The following is a 19,708-nucleotide window of genomic DNA, read 5'->3' as shown; positions in this document are numbered from 1 at the left end:
AAAACGATGGCGTCCCCAGGGGGATTCGAACCCCCGTTACCGCCGTGAAAGGGCGATGTCCTGGGCCTCTAGACGATGGGGACCCTGACTTTGTAACGCGATTTGTAACACACACCAAAAATGGCGTCCCCAGGGGGATTCGAACCCCCGTTACCGCCGTGAAAGGGCGATGTCCTAGGCCTCTAGACGATGGGGACCAGGAACTTATTCATCAACCCACGAGTTGATGGTGGAGCTAGGCGGGATCGAACCGCCGACCTCTTGCATGCCATGCAAGCGCTCTCCCAGCTGAGCTATAGCCCCTAAAATTGAGATTCGAAGTTTAATTAGGCCCTCAATGACTGTCAAGCAATTTTTGCGAATAATGCAGGAATTCTTTCTCTTGACCACCGGCCACGCCATCATGGCTCAAAAAATAAACAATAAATAGCACTCGCTTTTTTTTTTGATTTGAACAGCTTACATCGCCTCTCTCAGGCTACACATAATAAGCTTATTTAATACCCCCTTAAGCATTACCATGTAAAATTTGCCGCTTGTTTATATATAATCCCGGAATCATGTACTTATCCTCTGAAGAATGGCGAGTCGCAGAATAGCAGTTGAGCAATAAACCCGATGGCACGGTTCTACCCTATTCTGCTGTGCGAACACCCTCAGGAGAAGTCGTCGCCCGCTCCAAACGCCCTCAACTTTTTAATACTTATGCATCAGACGAAACCGGCACGGTCAGTAATACCTTTCATTCCTTTATCAAAATGGATGGCGACATTTTTGCCCTGGCTCAGGGTAAAACACCACAAGCCATTCTGGGTCAGGGAAGTTTTGGAAAGGTAAAATTCATACAAAATAAAAAAGGGGAACTTGCGGTTGTTAAAATAGAGACAGAGAATGAAACGCCGAAGGAAGCAGTGATTTTAAAGGATCTCAAGCTGAACAATGACATCCCCTTCTCGCGTGGAAAAGTCAAACATTCTGATAAAAATAAATTTTATACTCACCAGGCGAATCTCGGGGTATCGCTCTCTAAATTATTAAGAAACTACGAATTGCAGGTATGCCTCGTTGAACCACTTGATCAGGGCCTCGACAGCCGTACGCTTTACCTTTACCTAAAAGACAACAAACTGCAATGCAAGTTCATGGAAAATACCACTCATCAACTGAAAGGAGGCGATGCCCTAAGACAGCTTGACCTCCCGGTGAATGAAGATTACCCTGACATTGAGGCCCGTTTTCGAAATACCTTGAACGATTTTGAGCGTTTAAAGACTCACATCGACGGCGAAGAAAAGAACCTTTCACCCCGTCTCTGCAAAAAGCCGCCCCTGGATAGCGAGATTAGACAGAATACGCTCTATCTCTACTTAACGGACAAGGGCTTAAACTATTGTTTTCAGACACCGACGAATAAAATCATCCGAGCCATTGCTGCCGGAGAATACCCCTACATCAGTCAGGCGCTTTGCGACACCCTGGTGGATGAACCCTTAAAAAAACGGATCCATGCGTCGTTGGGACTCTACCCGCATCAGGGTGTGTTTCCTCTCGTGCTGGATAATAATCGCCGTTTGCAAATCGCAATCGACATTTGCCTGCAACTGGATGCTTTGCATCGGGGCTTGAGTTCAAAATCCGGTACTGCTTACAGCCATGGCGATATCAAACCGGAGAACATTGTCATGGATGCCAACGGTCAATGCCGCCTCATTGACTTCGGGTTTTCAGACACCAACCCGACAATGCCCGCGACCTTCCTGTGCGGCGGTACCCCCACTTACCTGCCCTGGTTGAATTTTCGCGCGCCCATGCCCACCCGGGAGCGCCTCGATCTCATTGCTCTAAAACGAGTGCTGTCGATGCCGCAGATGCTTAAATGCATCACTGGCGAATGTTACCTTTTGAAAGAAGACAGGGAAAAGATCAGCGTTTTAACCGATGAGATGATTACTCAACTTAAGCTCTCCCCTTACCTTAACAGCACGGAGTTGGGTAAGAATGACACAGCCATGGCGCTATCTGCCATCCTGATTACAGCTCAATTGGGTTTGGATATTGATTATGACTCATTGCTGCTAAATGGCGACAAGTCCTTAATTATTGTGGAATATTACAAAAAGCGCAGCCAGTCTCCCACATTAAAAAAGGAGATACTCACCGCATTGGCAGACACAACCAACCTGCAGATGAAAGCCGCTCTGATGGAAGAAGGTTGCTTTGATACGCCTCAACAGTATGCCAGGCAACAACCGATCAAGTATTTGGCTGCCTATTTCAAGAAAAATGTCATCCGGGTTAGAGTAGACGACGTGGACAAAGCCCGTGCGCTGATTGAAGCCATCGAGGCTGGTTTTTCTGATTTTCCTCTAGTTAAGCTCACCCATAAAGAACCTTGCCAGATCAGGGGAATTGTGCGCGCGAGGAAATTTCACTTAAACGATAAGCAAATCGCTTTTCTTGCAGAAACCAAAACGCCCTGCGCCAGCATTGCCCTGGGTTTTTCTCAACATCAAAATGAGGCCGAATGTTATTTGCAATTGTGTCAGACCCTAAGTCAATTTGAGACTGAAACGACCTCACTGGAGCCTGAGTTAATGGCAGCAGCCGGCACGCTTTTTGGCCGCCTGCGCACGGTTATCGCCCACCTCCAGGCAGAAGGCAGCCGCAGCGATCTATTTTACTGTTTCTACAGGGAGATGCGCGAAGCCATTAAAGACCGTTATGGTATGTTATCATCCAATCTCAGACTAAAGCCTCTGATGGACTTTCTTATGTCTCAGCTTGATTCTCTCCTGGTGTTCTATCCCATAGACCATCCATCCCAGCCCAAGGGCACTCCGTCCCTGTTTTTTAAACCACACAGCCCGGGCAGTAATCTCATGAGCATTCAAATTCCAACCTTTTCACCCAAACAAAGCTAGGACAGAAACCGGCTTCATCACCATCAGATAAAAAACAAACAACAGGCTGATGAAGGCCGGCCAGCCCAATAGAAACCACCATTTAAAATGGCGGTAATAAGCAGGCGGCAGCGCTTGATTGGTCCTGGCTGCCTCCACCGTGATGTTTTTTATTTGAATTTGCAGATACACCACAATAAACCAGCAGATGGCAGTGACGGTGTAGCCGATTATGGCCCCCCAGATCCAGAATAAAGTAAAGGAATAACCCGCGAGATACACCATCCACAGTCCTGTTGCCACCTGAACAACACCCGAAGAACCGGTAAACAACCAGTCAACCCAAACCACGTATTGATTGATGCCGGCCATCAAAGGAACGTTTTTGGTGCAGTGCCCGTAAACCATTACGCTGGCCGTTCCAAGACCCGTGCCAAATAAAACGGTGGAACTTAAGACATGGATGTATTTAAGCCAGAAATAGAGCATTAATCCCTCTCCAAAACGCACAACATTATAATGCCCACCAGAATGGGTATGTTTTTTACTACCGGGCCAAACGGTTCCAACCACAAATAAGGCAGTGCGATGGAAATGATAACGGTATAAGTCAAAATAACCGCCATTTGCACCCAACAAAATAAACGGGTTTTGATGTGCAAAAGCAGCGCCATACCAATGATGGCATTCAGGGTGGCTGCACCATGGAGTAAGCCGGATTGCCATGCTGAAGAGATGCCAATGTCTGATAACAACGTGTAGGAATGGTCCTTACCGTAAAAAAAGCTGGTCAGCGCACTGGCAATCCACATGAACGCCAGGCTTAGGCGGAGCAATGGCGTCAACACCAGAAACTGGGCGGTCAGGCGATCGCCTTTGGTACCCGGGGTTTGCCGCAACCCGTCTTCAAACGGTCTGGGTTTAACGCCGGTTGTCTGTTCAAAATGAAGGGCTTCATCCCGGCTGGCGGTATTCCCTTTTTCAAGCATCTTAAGCGCTGCACTGTTAATGCGCGAACCCGAGATGAAATTGCCAAACCACGCGGCGATGTTTAACAGCCAAAGCGGCAGCGGCACCATGAACGTGGGCTTAAGCTTTAACCAGCATCGCAGGCTCAGCAACAACTGCCTGATGCTGATTTCCTGACTGCTCACAGCCGTTAACATTTCAAACCGCGATAAGGGTTTATCCACCAACTGATGGATGGCCTCACTCAAATCATCGATGTGGATGGGTTGTAAATACTGGTCACCATGGCCAGGTAAAGGAATAAAAGGCAAGGACGCGAGGCTGGCCATCAAGGCAATACCGCCACGGGCGCCCTGACCATAAATAAACGACGGTCGAAGCACGCAGGCGGGGATAGTCGAGGTTTTTAACCATTCTTCTGCAGCCAGCTTGCTTCTGGCATATTCTGTGTCATACCGTTCAATGCCGAGCGCTGACACATGGATGATCTTTTTTACCTGTTGCTTTTCTGCTGCGGTGTAAAGGGCTTTAGGAGCCAGGTAATGCAGGGTCCAAATCACGGCCTTGTTGAAATGATAAAAAATGCCGACGCAGTTAATGATCACGTCCACGCCTTCAAGCCTCGGCAACCAGATTGCCGGGGCAGTGTCCTCTAAAAAATTGCAGGCAATCACCTCCGCTTTCGGGAATTGGTTATGAACCTCGTGAGGATGATGAACGGCACAAAGAACCTCATGGTCACTGTCCAGCAATCGTTTCGTCACGTGTTCGCCAAGAAAACCGGTGGCGCCCAGGATCATGATTTTCATGGACTATCCCCGATCGCGCTGTTGGTTTTTGGCGACCGCGTATAGCCTACAAATCCTCCCGCACAACCACTGAGGGCACCAATAAAAAACAGGACAAAGGTTAGAAAGGCATTTAAGGTCAGCACCTTCTTGCGCGTCTCGATGTTGATGTGAAGCGGCGATTTTTTCCTGGTATCAGCCACGGTTTCCGTCAGCATGGGTGCATCATTGGTTAATTTGATAGCCACAAGATTCGAAGTAAAATTGGAATGAAATGCCGCGTACTGAATCATGTTGGTGATTAAAATAATCGTCATGATGAGCAGCATTGACCAGGCGATAAACCCGATTAATAAACCAAAGGCCCGGGCCTTGACCACCACCGGCGTTAATTTTCCAGCTACCCAGCCGGTCGAAAACATGGCTAAAATGGCCGCCAGGCAAAAACACAGGAAGCCTGAAAAGGAAAAAAAGGTATTGCCTTCGCTGTCGATCGAAAAACTGCTGAGTCCTACTCCGAGCGACAGGAGATTGAGCAGGAAATTAAGCCCCACCCCAACCACGGCGCCGGCAAAAATGGCCGACCAGGAAAGGTAGCGTTTTTTTGGTTTCATGATGAATGGCCCTGATAAACATAAAGGATTAACAGCACCAAGCCAATGGCAGCTATAAGTCCATGCCCTAACGGCAGGACCTTGGCTATCGTTTTACCGGTCAAATCAAGATAAAACATGAACGCACCACCCATGGCCGCCAGCACAAAGAACACCAGCGCCCAGACGGGTGTATCATACATCAGCGAATACCCAATAAGGAGTAGAACACCTAACAAGGCAAAACCGCCATGAATCAGCGCCACACCTTTGGGTGTGTTCTTATTGGTTAAAATGAAGCTCGCAAGATAGAGGCCTAACAGCGCGGCCAACACAAACACAATAATGGCTAAAACCAGCATGATTATACCTCCTTGTTATTATTTAGGCCGCAGGTTTCTGGTAGCCGGCCCTTCGAGCACGTCACCCTGCGGCGAAAACCGGCTGCCGTGGCAAGGGCAATCCCAGGTTTTTTCCGCGTCATTCCAATGCACCACGCATTTCATGTGGGTGCATACGGCCGACACCACATGCACCTGATCCTGATCATCCCGCGATACCGCCCATTTCTCGCGGTCAAACTCTAAAATTTTACCTTCTCCCTGACCGACCTCAGCATAGCCTTTGGCGGCAATTTGGGGCAAATCGCTTAAATATTGTCCAAAAACATTCACGTTCTCCTTAAGCCAAAAGCCAAAGGAGGCGAGCCATTTAGTCCGCGTGGACTCAAAACAATTGATCTTGTTCTGCCCGGTACTGATTAAATCAGCAATCAGTAATCCCGCCAGTGTGCCATACACCAAGCCATCTGCAAAATACCCGGTTGCCATATACACCTGCTTGTGATGCCGGCTGGCAAGGCCGATGTAGGGGATGTGATCGGCCGATTGAAAATGCTGTGCCGACCAATAATGCGCAACCTCAGCCACCGCCAGTTCCTCGTGTAGAAAAGTTCTCAGCGTGTGGTATCGGCTTGTGGCTGAATTTTCCTGCCCGGTTTTATGATGGTTACCGGCAACCAGCACCATTTCCGGATAAGGGTTGTGCAGAGCATGGGTACTGATGCTGTAATGCGGGGCATCAAATTGCTTTATCTGGGCATCCGGGGCTTCTTTCATCGGTGCGCCAATGACATAACTGCGATAAGGCGCGGTGAAGGTTTGCACCGCGTTGATATTAATCGGCGTATGAGTCGCCATGAACACCTGAGCACATCGGATTTTTGCCTTGTCCGTGTGCACGATACACCCTCCCTTTTCCTCAATGGCCAAGGCACGTGTTCGTTCATGGATTAAACACCCTTTCGCCGCCAGACGTTCGGCCATAGACAACACATAGAGCCAGGGATTAAAGCGCGCCTGATTAGGGATCACCGCCGCTTGATGGAATTGCAGATTAAACGGGAGCTGGTTCGTGTATTCAATGCCGACACCCAGTTTCTTTATCGTTTCAATTTCCTGGACGAAAGCGTCTTCATTGGCTTTATTATCAAAATAAGTAAACCAAGGGCGGCGGGCAAATTGGCACTCAATGCCGCTCTGGCTGTTTTTTTCAATGTAATCAATGGCCATCTGCCGCGCCTGCGCGACATGTGAGGCTGTTTTTTCGTCAAAGCGAGTGACGATGGATTGAAACAACGGCTGTACCGGCACATACAGATTGCCTGTCGAATGGCTGGTTGTCATGCCCCCCAATTGGTGCGCCTCAATAAGGGCAACAGTTTTTTTGCTGTTGATCAGCTCCATGGCCGCAGTCACCCCGGTTATTCCGCCGCCAATAATGGCCACATCGACATCAATCGATTGAGTCAGTTCAGGATAATACCGGGTTTTGGCACTGATTACTTTCCATAACGGTGTATGCTTCATACTCCCTCCCTGGGAAAAATAATCCACAATTTCATTGCTTGAGGTGAAAACAATTGCAGCGAAAATGGCTATTGAAGATATCTTCAATAGTATAGGCTTAATTTAAGGCAAGGATGGCAAATAATGCAGTTAAAAGAACGGCACTTGACGTGCCGCTCTTTTAAATCAGGCTGAAGTCGTTTCAGAGCGTTTTTTGGCTTGTTTTTTTAATTTTTTCCACTCACGGTCTTTGTTGAAAACGAAACCGGCTGCTTCTTCAATGAAAAAACCAATGTCATCAATATTTGCCCAGGCGCAATAAGCATTGATTTTCTCGAAAGTTTCACTGCTGATTTCAGCCTTGATTTTTTCTTTTTTCTGGAAACGATTCCCACTAATAATAGGCATTTTCTACCTCTGTTGTTATTTATGCAAATAAATCTTAACAAAATAAAATACGCTTGCAAAGTAAATATCCTGGCTACGATTCAGGAAAAAGACAATCATTTCACCAACGGGAATGGTCTCTCAATTTCAGGGTAAAAAATGTTCCAAATTCGTTCACAATAATTCAAAATATTGCTGTATTTTTGCAGATAGGATTTTAAGGGATCCTCGTAGGGGACCCAGACCATATTGACCAGGAAAGCAAAAGCGGTTGCATCAATACTGGTAATCTCGTCACCGAGGAAGTATTTTTTGTCACCCAGGGTTATGGCAATGGCATCCAGGGTTTTTGTGGCGAGTTTAAACACCTCTTCCGGTTTGTGGCGACCAGTCCCCTGCTGATGGAGCGCATGAAGGGTGGCTTTCCTGACACTGTTGGGGACAAATTGCCTGGCAATCCATGGAAGTTTGCCAAAAAAGCCCTCTTTTACAAAAGCCCAGCCCGCGTCCTGCTGCCAACGGTAATACAGCATGAACCAGTACACGCGTTCAGTAAAGGCATTGTCCAGCAGGGTGATTAAGGCACGTTGATCATCACGGAGCCGGCCATCGAGTACATCGCCGTATTTTTCCTTCAGGTGGTCAATGATCAGTTCGCTGTCAGGAAGCAGATCACCTTCAATCTTAAGGCAGGGCAGCTTTCCTTTTGGACTCTTGCGCGGATCCATGACAAAACGGATTTCATAAGGCATTTCAATCATGCGCAGGTAGGTCTCAAGCTTTAAACAAAAGGGGCTGGCATTGGGCAAACCCCAATGGCAGGGGAACTGATACAGTGTAATCATGGTTGGTTATTCCTTTACAAATGGACAACACGCCGGGGAGCACTTAACCTCCTGGCATTTTATATGAACGTCTTGATTATACTCATGATATTATTGGCATCAAAGTACTATTGCGGGAGGAATGAATGGCTGATTGTCCTTGCGGCTCACTGAAAGACTACGAGCAATGTTGCGGGTTATACCTTGAGCAATTGCAGCGCCCGCCTACCCCTGAAGCCCTGATGCGCTCACGCTACACGGCGTATACACAAGCCAACATGACTTACATTAAAAACACCATGAAAGGTGAGCCCTTGCTTGGCTTTAATGAACACGAGGTGTCGCAGTGGGCCGCTAAAGTCCATTGGCTTGGCCTGCAAGTGGTCAACTGCACGCTCGACTCCGACAATCCGGATCGGGGCTATGTTGAATTTTTAGCTAGCCTTCGGGATGGCAGCAAATTACAGGCCATTCATGAACGCAGTGAATTCATGCGCCTGGAGGGACAATGGCTTTACACAGCGGCTCATAAACCGCTTTATGCGAAACCTCAGCATAAACGCACCATTTCCCGCAATGCACCCTGTCCCTGCGGCAGTCAGAAAAAATATAAAAATTGCCACGCGCTGTCTGAGCGCCAGGGGCATTGACTACCGCGTAACGTTTTTCCGGCTTACCGGGTTACCATCGACACCTGCTTAAAGGCAGCGGCTTCTGGGGATTAATTCAGGACAACCGCGCAACGGTTGGCAGTTGCTTTTGCTTAAAAGGAGTGAAATTATAAGATTCGACACAGGAGGCACCCAATGGGAGACTCCTCACCGCTTAACATTTTTCTAAGGGACACGGTCATGAAAAAAAGGATACCTGGCATTTTCGGCTTCGGACTCATTCTGCTTTCTGCGTTAGGCAATGCCGGGACGCAGCCCAAATTCAGTATTGTCAACACAGTAAGACCACCTGCATTGATTGCGCCAGGGGATATCGTGGGAGCCCAATACCTGGTCACCAACAATACCCTGATTACCCGCGAACTAACCGTGGTTCCGCTCACTGGTGTTCAGCAGATCACCGCAGGCCCTAATGCCTGCCAGAATCCGTTTGTCCTTGCCCATGGGCAAAGCTGTTTTTTAAATCTGGTGTTTAATTCCAATTTTGCAAACGGCGTGCACAATGGCCCTGAAATCTGTAAAACGGTGGCGGGCGGCGGCAATGTGCCGAGTCAATTTTTATGCTCGCAACCCAGCCGAAACGATTTACTGAATATTACTGTGCAGTAACACAGGTTAAGCCCTCACCACGATGCACGGAGAGGGCTTTTTTTATAATTGACGTAAGTGGGGGAATAGAATCACATCGCGGATGGACTGTGAATTGGTAAACAGCATGACCAGCCTGTCCACCCCAATCCCTTCTCCGGCAGTCGGCGGCATACCATACTCCAACGCCTCAATGTAATCACTGTCAAAATGCATGGCTTCCAGATCGCCAGCCTCTTTTTCGGCCACCTGCCTGTGGAAGCGTTCTGCCTGATCTTCCGCGTCGTTTAATTCTGAGAAACCATTGGCAATTTCGCGTCCGGCAATAAAGAATTCGAAACGATCGGTGACTTCCGAATTGCTGTTGTTGCGCCTGGCCAACGGTGACACCTCGGTTGGGTAACCGGTAATGAAGGTCGGCTGAATAAGTAAATGCTCAACCGTTTCTTCGAAAAGAATCATTTGCAGTTTACCTAACCCGTCAGTGGGTTTAAACCCAAGCCCTTTTTGTTTCAGGATGTCGCGGCAGGAATCCACACGCTCCAATTGTTCCCCCTGAATGTGGGGATGGTGGTGTAAAACTGCCTCTTTCACCGTCATTCGCGCAAACGGTTTGGCAAAATCAATGATCCAGTCCTGGTAGTTTACCTGACGACTGCCCAGTACCTCATCGCAGAGGAAATGCAGCAATTGTTCGGTGAAATCCATGAGATCATCGTAGTCGGCATAGGCCTGATAAAACTCAATCATGGTGAATTCAGGATTATGGCGGGTGGAAATGCCTTCATTACGGAAATTGCGGTTAATCTCATACACGCGCTCAAAACCACCCACCACCAACCGCTTAAGGTACAGTTCCGGCGCAATGCGCAAAAACATTTGCATATCCAGGGTGTTGTGATGGGTGACGAAAGGACGTGCCAATGCGCCGCCCGGAATGGGGTGCATCATCGGTGTCTCGACTTCCATAAACTGATGATTATCCATGAACTGGCGCAAGGCTTTAATCAGGCGGGTGCGCATGAGGAAGGTTTTACGGCTTTCTTCATTGGCTATCAAGTCCACATACCGTTTGCGGTATTTCATTTCCTGATCGGACAGCCCGTGGTATTTATCCGGTAAAGGACGTAAGGATTTGGTCAGCAGTTCAACCTGCTCGGCATGAACAGTCAGTTCACCTGTATTGGTTTTAAACAATATTCCGTTGACGCCGACAATGTCACCCAAATCCCAATGTTTAAATTGGTCATACACTTCCGGCAAATCATTTTGACGAACATAAACCTGGATTCGGCCGGACACGTCCTGAATATGGAAAAAGCTCGCCTTGCCCATAATGCGTCGCAACACAATTCGGCCGGCGATGGTTACCTTTACTGCCTGTTCGGCTAATGCCTCTTTTTCAAACCCGTCGTAATCTTTCAATAACTCTGCGGCCAAATGCTGGCGATGAAAATGATTGGGGAAATTAAAGCCCTGTTGACGCAACTCGCCAAGCTTTTGTTTGCGAATCTGGTAGACTTCGCTTTCATCTAAAATCTCTTCTGTCATGCTGCCCCTACTCCTGCTTTCAAACTGGCGTGAATAAACTGATCCAGATCACCGTCTAAAACGGCCTGGGTATTGCTGGTTTCAACGCCGGTGCGTAAATCTTTAATGCGCGACTGATCAAGCACATAGGATCGAATCTGCGAACCCCAGCCTATGTCCGATTTACTCGCCTCCAGAGCCTGCTGTTCGGCGTTTTTCTTTTGCATTTCCAATTCATAAAGCTTGGCGCGTAACTGCTTCATGGCATGGTCTTTGTTTTTGTGCTGACTTCTGTCAGTCTGGCATTGAACAACAACGCCTGTCGGCACGTGGGTAATCCTTACCGCCGAATCGGTACGGTTTACGTGCTGGCCGCCGGCACCCGAAGCGCGGTAAGTGTCAATGCGTAAATCCGCGGGATTGATTTCAATGTCGATGTCATCATCCACTTCCGGTGAAACAAACACAGCCGAAAAAGAGGTGTGACGGCGGTTGCCCGAATCAAAGGGCGATTTGCGCACCAGACGATGCACGCCAGTTTCCGTTCGCAGCCAGCCATAGGCGTATTCACCGCTGAAATGGATGGTGGCACTCTTGATACCGGCCACATCGCCGGCTGAACATTCGATCAGTTCACACTGAAAGCCATGGTGCTCGCCCCAGCGCAGGTACATGCGCAGAAGCATTTCCGCCCAATCCTGCGCTTCCGTGCCACCGGAGCCGGATTGAATGTCGAGGTACGCGTTGGCATGATCCATTTTGCCCGAAAACATGCGGCGAAACTCCAGATCGGCGACCTGTTTCTCTACTTTTTCCAGTTCCTGGGTGATGTCGCTGATGGTGCCCTCGTCCTCTTCGGCGCGGGCCATGTCAAAAAGCTCGGATAAGTCCACCATGCTCTGGCTTAAATCCTGAAGCTGATGAACCACGGCTTCCAGTTGAGCCCTTTCCTTACCCAGGGCCTGGGCTTGTTCAGGATTATTCCAGACATCAGCCGATTCCAGTTCGCGAACTACTTCCTCAAGCCGTTCCCGTTTATTATCGAATTCAAAGATACCCCCGAAGCGCTTGAATGCGGTCATTCAAATCGCTTAAATTAAAAGTAATCTGGTTCACTTCTAACATGCTTTTTCCAGTAAAATAAATTCAAACACGCTAGTTTACAGGGAAAGCCGCCTCTTAACCAGCCAATCCCATAAAAAATGCGCAATAAATTAGCAGATTAACAGCGAGGTTCGTTTTCTGTGAGGCAGAGGGGGCTATTCCTTCCGTCTGAACAGGCGTTATACTATGGATGATTAATTTTTAGACGAACCCTATGTTGACTCCGCACGCCGACTCCCTGAGCCACCCTGCGCTTGAGCTCAGGCACTACTCGAAGGAAACCCACAGTCATAGCCACGCCTATGCGCAATACGTGTTTCCCCTGCAGGGCAGTCTGGAAATTGAAATCAATCACCGCGGCGGCCTGTTAACAGAAAATCGCGCCGCCTTTATTGCGCCATCGCATCAACATGGTTTTGCCGGCAGTGAGGACAATTTATTTTTAGTCATGGATTTGCCACAACCTCCACGGATAGCCACAACACAACCTGCGTTTTTGACCATCAATCCCATGCTTGGGCATTTGTTAAAATTCATCCACCATTACCTTCTTCAAAATACAAGACACAACAGCACGCAAGCCATTGTTCAGACTCTGCTTGCCGCCTTGAATGAGGATTTAAAACCCTTATTGGATCAACGGGTGCTGCTGGCCAAACAGTGGATTGACCGGCATTACCGAGAACCCATTTCGCTCGCCCGGCCAGCGGCATATTGCCATTTGAGCGTCAGTCAGCTACAGCGTCGTTTTAAACAGGCGATGGGACAAACACTGGGACAATACTGGCGCGACCAGCGCCTGCTTGCCGCCCAAACCCTGATGACGACCTCGCCTCACAGCCTGCAACGCATTGCAATGGACGTGGGTTATGAGAATCTGGCTGCCTTCAGCCGCGCTTTCTTAGCCTGGTCCGGCACCTCGCCCAGGCAATGGCGACATGATTTTTTCAGCAAAGCGAATGCGGTTTCATGGTAAGGGATTCCTGTCCCGGTGAAAGTAAACTAGGTCTCTTTATTTTACCGAGATGCCGGAATGCCCAGACGTTTAATCCCTTTTTTATGGCTTGTCGCCGCGCAAACCATGGTGGCCGTGAACATTGTTTGTTCCAAATACCTTCTCACTCACAGTCCTGCGTGGTTTTTGTTATTGCTGCGCTTCAGTTTAGCCGCTCTGCTGCTCTTACCCCTGCATTGGTTAACACCGGCAAGAAAACGCACAGTGGCTGATTATTTTCAATCGTTGCCTGAAGGGCAGTGGTTTTTAATAATCGCCCAAGCCCTGTCAGCCGGTTTGTTGTTTAATTGCTTGATGTTACTTGGTCTGCACTACACCCATGCGGCGGCCGCCGGCATTATTACCAGCGCTTTACCCGCCATCATTTCCTTACTGGCCTTTGTTTTTCTTAAAGAAAGGCTGTCTCAACAAAAAATAGCCAGCATTGCTCTGGCTTGCCTGGGCCTTGTATGCCTTGCCAGCAATTCCTTTCATACATCGCATCATTCCCTGCGCGGGGATGCGCTGATTTTCTTATCCTTACTGCCAGAAGCTGCGTATTATCTGCTCTGCCAGTGGCGAAGCGTGCAATTGCCGGTGTTTTTGCTGTCTGCCTTAATGAACGGCATCAATGCGCTTTTACTGTTGCCAGTGGGATTGTTAAACTGGCCGAGTCTGCCATGGCATCCTCTCCTGGCAGCCCTCGTCCTGCTTCTGGGTTTAAGTTCGGGTTTGTTTTATGTCTTCTGGTATTTCGGTTCACGCCGGAATGATGCCACCCTGGCCTCCCTGTCCACAGCCCTCATGCCTGTTGCCACAGGCCTTATCGCCCGGGCCGCTTTAGGGGAACGCTTGTCGATGCTGCAGCTTACGGGCATGGGCCTGGTGATGCTGTCTATTTTTATTTATGCGCGAGGCAATGGAGGGACGCTGGGCGTTAGGCCCAGCTCAGCTGAAGGAAGCGTCACATAGTTGAAATAATACCTGCCGTCGCAACCGCCGCTCCGACAACAAAGCCAATGGTGCTTTTATACTCCCTCACGTGACTGAAAAAGCCCGGCGAAGGCGGGGTTGCATCCGACTTGGCTTTCGTTTCCTGTTGTGACGCTTGCAGTCCTTGTTGGTTTTCTTCCAGCAACGGTCCTTTTGTTTTTTGACTAAAGAAAGGGCACTTATCGAGGTTTTTGACCAACAATCGTTTTTTCATTTTTTCCGGATCAGGCAAGTCGACTTCTGCATACCGTTTGTGGGTGGCATCAATCGATAATTCTTTCGCTAATGAAGGGAATAAACGAGCAATCAAAGGTTCCAACCCCGCATTGATGCCGCGCGACGCTGCCGATTGAGCACTGGTCAATGGGAACTGCTGCAGCCTATTGCCAATGAGGTAAAGCGTCCGTAATGCGTGACACAGAATCTCAAGCTCTTCTGCCTTTAAGTGCTTGAGAACGGCTTCTGTACTCATGCCCGGTTCTGCAAAACGGCAGATCAAACCCGGTAGCTTATCAAAATCGAGTAGCTTTCGCAGATAATGCAAGACGGGTTGGCAATAATCAAACTGAGCACCTACCACCGGTCTTTTATCCTCCTCGGGAAAATGGGCAAGGAGGGCCATGAAATGGGAAAAAGCCTTGGTGTCTTTAAGCTCAAGGGCTTTTAACAGGGTGTTAAAATCACTGTCAGTGCCTTTTGTCACGGCATCTGGAAGCAGCTGCTCCACGATCATCTGCTCTGCAACCAGCAAGGCCGTTGACAAGACTGAAGCCACATGGCTGCCAGTATTAAATGAGGGCAAAACCAGCATGCCGTTGAGTTTCACATCAATCAACTGATCGTGTGGTTCAATTACCGCCATGTCATCAAAGGGACGGAAAACAGGTTGTCCTGCACTGTCTTTGAGTTCGAAAGCATAGGCGATGGCTTTAAGATTATTATCAATAACAGCAAATGGATTGGTAAACCGGACAGGCAAAACGGTGCGTTTACTGCGCGGTTGACTGACTTTAAGCGGCTGCACCATCTCATCCTGCAAAGCACCGGTTAAGAAATCGTCGATGACGGAAGGGTCATCTTTTAATGCAGCCTGCAGGCGGTTATAAACCACCTGAAGCGACGTATCTAACAGCGGTCGAGGATCAAACTGGTATTGTTGCAAGTAATCAAAAATCACGTACATGGCATTAAAGGCTTGATTCTGGATGAACAATCCCAGACCGCTGCTGTTAACCAGGTTTCCCGATTGCAGCAATTTTTGCTGAGTCGAGCGCTTCTCATAAAAGCCGCCCTCGGCGAGCGCTGTAACGCGAATAATGTCTTCGGTGATTTCCTGAGGCAGGATGTCGCCGGTTTTTTCATGAATAATCCAGCCTAAAGGAGCAAATTCTTTGTCAGTGGCAATCGCCAGGCCATTGGCCTCTCGCGTAAACTCCTGCTTATCGTCCAGGTAGAAACGCAGTTTACTGATGGCCGCTGTCTGTGATTGGGCAGCGAACTGCTCCACCACCAGGGCAAACGGTTTACCGGAAGTGCGAAGTGCGAAATCCAACAAGGCCCTGTCTTTCGGAGAAAACTCAGCGGGACAAGTCAGGTAAATAAATCCCTGTTTCGTTAATTCATAGCGCAGATTACGACCCACATTCCATACCGGAGCATGAAGAATATCCCAAAGCCCCTGTTCGCCATAAGTACCCTGACGATTGACATGCACCAACGGTTGAGCCCGTTCATTCAATAATTTTGAACGTCCCAAAGGCAAATGACTGATGAATTCCAGCGACTGCCCTACCGCCTTGGGATGGGTAGATTCGATTTCGCTGAAGAACAGGTTGGCCTCATCATCGCCATGGGCCGGGCGCTCAACAGGATTCTCACGATAGTCAAATTCCGCCACCTGCTGCAGTAATCCGGCGCGCTGCCCCTGGCCGAGGTGGAATCGAATGACAAGAGCCCCGATGTTTTTGAATCGTTCGGTAAACGCCGCCAGCGGGCTTAAATTGGGATTAGGATCAATGTATTTGCCTTGCTCAAAATGATCCGGGGTATACAGCGCCCCTTTGTAAGACAGTGTCACCCCCGGGTAAGATTTTTTATCCTGCTTAATCTGCTCGTAAATACTGGTTGTGCTTTGCATGAAACGGCTCACACCAAATAACGGACAGAAAGGTTATCAAAGATACATTAACGGAAGCTTAAGAGACGAATAATAAAAACACAGATAGATTTAAATACGAACCTTTAGTTTAATGTTTATTCTTTTTGTGTTATAAAGCTGGCTTTAAGAGGAACCTGACATGAAAACAAAAGCAACAGACGATCTGAGCGATGAGCCGACCAAAAAAGCCAGAACAGAAGCCCCCCCGCGACTTCCTTCCTTTACCGAGGTTTTAATCGAATTAAACAAGTCGCCCGTCTTTCAGCGCTATGCGTTGGAGCGACAGGAGTCGGAAAAACGAATTAAAAAAAAATTAGTTCAACTTGTTCGCGGACTGGATGACGATCTACAGCGAACCCTAACCGATTTGGCACAGCTTCGGTCGGAGGATGAAAAAAAGCAGGCCCAGTTAAATGAGGCGCAGGAGAAAATAAAGGGTTTGGAACTCGAAAACAAAGCGCTTATCGCGCAAAATCACGCGTTACGTGAAGAAAATCAAACCCTGTTGCGCTGCAATGAAAGGCTTTATCAACAAAAACTTTCCTTTTTTAACCAAAGCGCCTCCAGTGAGGCAACCACCCATCCGGATCTGGCGGATTTTAATCAAACCTGTACCGTTTTATTGAGCGATTGAGCAGTTTACCCCTGGCAGGGCTGAAGAGAACTCAGGCCGGGGTTTTTATCACCGCCCGATAGGCATGCAGATTCATCAGCAATTCCGCTTCCGCGTTGGATAAATGGCAGCTGCTGATGATTTCATCCTTGTTGCCGCCCATTTCAAGGATTTTTAATGCATGTTGATAACCACCGTCATTATCACGCTTGGTTTCCAGGGATTGCAGCTGATTGTCCATACTGACCAACTGGCTGTTAATTTCCGTCAATTTTTTGGCAAATACCAAGTCGGCATTCACCACCGCGGCCTGCTCCAGCTGATGCTGAGCCATGGCCTGGCTTAGGGTTTGAAGCCGTTTTTCCACATCCAGCAGTTGCTGTCGCTGATGATAAATGACATAGGCCAGACCTAAGGTTAATAACAACTCCATGACGACGATTAAACTCATTGACTCTCCTTGCCTATTGGCTGCAGATGGCTTTCGCCCGGAGACAGATTCAGGTTTCCAGCATCCAGCGATTCGACTTTTTTGCCGCTCAAATCCGGGTTTAAAAACCGGGGCACTGTCTTGTTTTTGGCAATAATCAGATTAACACGGCGATTTTTAGCCCGTCCATCCTCTGAGGTATTGTCAGCGACAGGGTATTGTTCGCCATAGCCTGTGACCGTGATTTTACCAGGATCCACACCGTAAATCGTCAATACCCTCGCTAAAGCCGCAGCCCGAGCTGTGGACAACTCCCAGTTAGACGGGAATTGCGGCGTATTGATGGGTACATTATCGGTATACCCTTCCAATGCAATAGGATACGGTACTTTTTTGATAATTTCCGCAATTTTCATTAATTTGACGATGCCGGCCGGTTTCAGATCAGCGCTGCCGCTGTCAAACAGTGCGCCCGCTTTGATATCAAGCTCCACCCAGCCGTTGTCACTGTGAATATTCATATCCGGATCCTGCAGTTCAGACAGGGACTTCTCCAGGGCATTGAATTGCTCATTCTCGCTGCCCTTCATTTCCAGCAAGGCTTTCCCTTCCTTGCTGTTGGTTGAAAATTGCACTGGGGCGCGATCCACCCCTTTGGAATTAAACGCAGAGTTCATGCCTTCAGACAGGGCTTTGTATTTGGAGACATTGACGGAGGAAATGGCATACATGACCACGAAAAACGCAAACAGGAGGGTAATGAAATCGGCGTATGAAACCATCCACCGATGCGTGTCCTCATGCTGAACTGCCTTGTTTCTCTTTTTTCGCATTTTGATGATGTTGTCCAAAATTATTCAATTTTAAGCTTAGCATATTTGGACTCTCCCCGCCGGCCATTGACACCAGGCCTTCGACAAGCATCTCATCATGATGAACCTGATTGGCCACACAGCTCTTGATTTTATTGGCAATGGGTAAAAACATGAGGTTGGCTAACCCCACGCCGTAGATGGTCGCCACGAAGGCGACGGCAATACCGGCACCCAATTCACCCGGTTCCGCCAGGTTTCTCATGACCTGAATCAAACCCAGCACCGCCCCGAGAATCCCGATGGTAGGGCTGTAGCCGCCCATGCTTTCAAAGACATGCGCGGCATGGAGATCATGGGCTTCGCGGCGGTCAATTTCGGCCTCCAGGATCTGGCGTACGGTTTTCTTGTCCACGCCAATGACCAGTAACTCCAGGCCCTGCCGCATGAGTGGATTAGGCTCCTGTTCCATGAAATCTTCCAGCGACAACAGGCCGTATTGGCGGGCACGCCTTGCTAAATCAACCAGTTGTTCACGCGTCTGATCGTAACTCTGTTTGGGCGGACGTATAATCCAGGGAAGGATTTTAAATGCGCGTTTAAACGTGGACAGCGGCGTTTGCACCATGACAGCGCCCATGGTTCCGCCCATGACAATCACCAGCGCCGGCAAATTCAACAGCGAATTTAGTTCGCCCCCCTCAAACATCTGGCCGATAATGATTGCCAAAAATCCGGTTACCAATCCGAGTAGGGTCAAACCGTCCATAAGTACTATTCCGATAATCGTGCTTTCAGGCGAATTGTCGCCTGACTATGAATTTGTGAAACACGGGACTCACTGACACCCAAAACCTGACCAATTTCTTTTAAGTTCAGATCCTGTTCATAATAAAGCGACAAGACCAGCTGTTCTTTCTGCGGCAGCGTTTCAATGACCTCGGCTAAATGCCTCACCATGTCCTCGTGAAGGGCATTTTCATGCGGCTCCGAGGAACTGCCAGGCTCCCCTTTCAAAACATCCTCCGTTACCCCCAAATCATCAAAACCATACAACTGACTGCCGGCGGAGTCTTTTAAAAGCGAATGGTATTCATCCAGGCTTATATTTAATTCGTCCGCAATTTCTTTATCTTTAGCATCACGGCCTAAACGGTTTTCGACTTTTTTAACCGCCTCCGCCACCATGCGGGCATTCCGGTAAACCGAGCGGGGAACCCAATCGTTTCGTCTGACTTCATCCAGCATGTGGCCGCGAATGCGGATCCCTGCATAGGTTTCAAAGGAAGCGCCTTTACTGGAATCATAATTTCTGACTGCTTCCAGCAAGCCCAACATGCCCGCCTGAATCAAATCATCCAGTTGTACAGAATAAGGTAATCGCACGAGTAAATGATGGGCAATACGCTTGACCATTAAGGCATGGGTCTTAATCAGCGTTTCCTGGGTCTGTTGATTTACTTTGCCGTATGCTTCCAAAGCATCCACGACGCTCTCCTTACTGTAT

20 protein-coding genes and 3 tRNA genes are annotated in these 19,708 nt (G+C 48.6%); 6 read left to right on the top strand and 17 right to left on the bottom strand.

Annotated features, from left to right (window positions below):
• Positions 1-7 precede the first annotated feature (7 nt).
• The 3 genes from GH742_RS05130 to GH742_RS05120 form a co-directional block, all read right to left on the bottom strand.
• Positions 8-83, bottom strand: a tRNA-Glu gene (locus GH742_RS05130).
• Between the two features lie 38 nt (positions 84-121).
• Positions 122-197, bottom strand: a tRNA-Glu gene (locus GH742_RS05125).
• A 30-nt stretch (positions 198-227) separates the two neighbouring features.
• Positions 228-303: transfer RNA gene (locus tag GH742_RS05120), tRNA-Ala, on the bottom strand.
• A 299-nt stretch (positions 304-602) separates the two neighbouring features.
• Between GH742_RS05120 and GH742_RS05115 the strand changes: the two genes are divergently transcribed.
• A complete protein-coding gene (locus GH742_RS05115) occupies positions 603-2,921 on the top strand; it encodes a serine/threonine-protein kinase (protein WP_203456386.1) in 2,319 nt (772 codons plus the stop codon).
• Here the strand turns inward: GH742_RS05115 and GH742_RS05110 are convergent.
• From GH742_RS05110 to GH742_RS05080, 7 genes are all read right to left on the bottom strand, one after another.
• Positions 2,904-3,389 carry a DUF2269 domain-containing protein gene (locus tag GH742_RS05110; protein ID WP_203456385.1) on the bottom strand — a complete coding sequence of 162 codons (486 nt, stop codon included), beginning with the start codon at positions 3,387-3,389 and terminating at the stop codon, positions 2,904-2,906. The genes GH742_RS05115 and GH742_RS05110 overlap by 18 nt on opposite strands.
• Positions 3,389-4,678 carry an SDR family oxidoreductase gene (locus tag GH742_RS05105; protein ID WP_203456384.1) on the bottom strand — a complete coding sequence of 430 codons (1,290 nt, stop codon included), beginning with the start codon at positions 4,676-4,678 and terminating at the stop codon, positions 3,389-3,391. Before GH742_RS05105 ends, GH742_RS05110 begins: the two co-directional genes overlap by 1 nt.
• Complete coding sequence (locus GH742_RS05100; protein ID WP_203456383.1) at positions 4,675-5,271, bottom strand: hypothetical protein; 597 nt, start codon at positions 5,269-5,271, stop codon at positions 4,675-4,677. The genes GH742_RS05105 and GH742_RS05100 overlap by 4 nt, the downstream gene beginning before the upstream one ends.
• The gene (locus tag GH742_RS05095; protein WP_203456382.1) at positions 5,268-5,612 is read right to left on the bottom strand and encodes a hypothetical protein; all 345 of its coding nucleotides are present in this window, start codon (positions 5,610-5,612) and stop codon (positions 5,268-5,270) included. The genes GH742_RS05100 and GH742_RS05095 overlap by 4 nt, the downstream gene beginning before the upstream one ends.
• An 18-nt stretch (positions 5,613-5,630) precedes the next feature.
• The gene (locus GH742_RS05090; RefSeq protein WP_203456381.1) at positions 5,631-7,118 is read right to left on the bottom strand and encodes an FAD-dependent oxidoreductase; all 1,488 of its coding nucleotides are present in this window, start codon (positions 7,116-7,118) and stop codon (positions 5,631-5,633) included.
• A 165-nt stretch (positions 7,119-7,283) separates the two neighbouring features.
• Positions 7,284-7,505: a hypothetical protein gene (locus GH742_RS05085; RefSeq protein WP_058525500.1), complete on the bottom strand. Its 222-nt coding sequence runs from the start codon at positions 7,503-7,505 to the stop codon at positions 7,284-7,286.
• Between the two features lie 95 nt (positions 7,506-7,600).
• Positions 7,601-8,329, bottom strand: coding sequence for a glutathione S-transferase family protein (locus tag GH742_RS05080; RefSeq protein WP_203456380.1), 729 nt, complete (start codon positions 8,327-8,329; stop codon positions 7,601-7,603).
• Positions 8,330-8,454: 125 nt separating this feature from the next.
• Here GH742_RS05080 and GH742_RS05075 point away from each other — a divergent pair, with 125 nt between their 5' ends.
• The gene (locus GH742_RS05075) at positions 8,455-8,958 is read left to right on the top strand and encodes a YchJ family protein (RefSeq protein ID WP_203456379.1); all 504 of its coding nucleotides are present in this window, start codon (positions 8,455-8,457) and stop codon (positions 8,956-8,958) included.
• Between the two features lie 201 nt (positions 8,959-9,159).
• Positions 9,160-9,588, top strand: a complete 429-nt coding sequence (locus GH742_RS05070) for a hypothetical protein (protein WP_203456378.1) — start codon at positions 9,160-9,162, stop codon at positions 9,586-9,588.
• Between the two features lie 42 nt (positions 9,589-9,630).
• On the opposite strand, the gene lysS is transcribed toward GH742_RS05070, so the two are convergent.
• Complete coding sequence (gene lysS / locus GH742_RS05065; protein ID WP_203456377.1) at positions 9,631-11,118, bottom strand: lysine--tRNA ligase; 1,488 nt, start codon at positions 11,116-11,118, stop codon at positions 9,631-9,633.
• A protein-coding gene (prfB, locus tag GH742_RS05060) for a peptide chain release factor 2 (protein ID WP_203456376.1) occupies positions 11,115-12,222 on the bottom strand; the annotation gives its coding sequence in 2 pieces (ribosomal slippage) (positions 11,115-12,146 and positions 12,148-12,222; 1,107 coding nt in all). The genes lysS and prfB overlap by 4 nt, the downstream gene beginning before the upstream one ends.
• A gap of 193 nt (positions 12,223-12,415) precedes the next feature.
• On the opposite strand from prfB, the gene GH742_RS05055 reads away from it, so the two are divergent.
• Together GH742_RS05055 and GH742_RS05050 are read left to right on the top strand one after the other, a co-directional pair.
• Positions 12,416-13,177 carry an AraC family transcriptional regulator gene (locus GH742_RS05055; protein WP_203456375.1) on the top strand — a complete coding sequence of 254 codons (762 nt, stop codon included), beginning with the start codon at positions 12,416-12,418 and terminating at the stop codon, positions 13,175-13,177.
• Between the two features lie 57 nt (positions 13,178-13,234).
• Complete coding sequence (locus GH742_RS05050) at positions 13,235-14,167, top strand: DMT family transporter (RefSeq protein ID WP_203456374.1); 933 nt, start codon at positions 13,235-13,237, stop codon at positions 14,165-14,167.
• Here GH742_RS05050 and ceg17 read toward each other — a convergent pair.
• Complete coding sequence (gene ceg17, locus GH742_RS05045; protein ID WP_203456373.1) at positions 14,160-16,325, bottom strand: Dot/Icm T4SS effector Ceg17; 2,166 nt, start codon at positions 16,323-16,325, stop codon at positions 14,160-14,162. The genes GH742_RS05050 and ceg17 overlap by 8 nt on opposite strands.
• Positions 16,326-16,485: 160 nt before the next feature.
• Between ceg17 and GH742_RS05040 the strand changes: the two genes are divergently transcribed.
• Complete coding sequence (locus tag GH742_RS05040; RefSeq protein ID WP_203456372.1) at positions 16,486-16,980, top strand: hypothetical protein; 495 nt, start codon at positions 16,486-16,488, stop codon at positions 16,978-16,980.
• 31 nt (positions 16,981-17,011) lie between these two features.
• Here GH742_RS05040 and GH742_RS05035 read toward each other — a convergent pair whose 3' ends face one another.
• Genes GH742_RS05035 through GH742_RS05020 form a run of 4 tightly spaced genes read right to left on the bottom strand, consistent with a single transcriptional unit; the run spans position 17,012 to position 19,689 of the window.
• On the bottom strand, positions 17,012-17,410 hold the full coding sequence (locus GH742_RS05035; protein ID WP_203456371.1) for a DUF2802 domain-containing protein: 399 nt from the start codon (positions 17,408-17,410) through the stop codon (positions 17,012-17,014).
• Positions 17,407-18,222 (bottom strand): flagellar motor protein MotB, encoded by an 816-nt coding sequence (locus GH742_RS05030; RefSeq protein WP_203456370.1) that lies wholly within the window; start codon positions 18,220-18,222, stop codon positions 17,407-17,409. Before GH742_RS05030 ends, GH742_RS05035 begins: the two co-directional genes overlap by 4 nt.
• Complete coding sequence (locus GH742_RS05025; RefSeq protein ID WP_203456369.1) at positions 18,188-18,970, bottom strand: flagellar motor protein; 783 nt, start codon at positions 18,968-18,970, stop codon at positions 18,188-18,190. Before GH742_RS05025 ends, GH742_RS05030 begins: the two co-directional genes overlap by 35 nt.
• A gap of 5 nt (positions 18,971-18,975) precedes the next feature.
• Positions 18,976-19,689, bottom strand: a complete 714-nt coding sequence (locus tag GH742_RS05020) for an RNA polymerase sigma factor FliA (protein ID WP_203456368.1) — start codon at positions 19,687-19,689, stop codon at positions 18,976-18,978.
• Between the last annotated feature and the right edge of the window lie 19 nt (positions 19,690-19,708).

The organism is Legionella sp. MW5194 (genome assembly GCF_016864235.1).
GTDB lineage: Bacteria > Pseudomonadota > Gammaproteobacteria > Legionellales > Legionellaceae > Legionella_C.
This window is presented reverse-complemented; position numbering and strand designations above follow the sequence as displayed.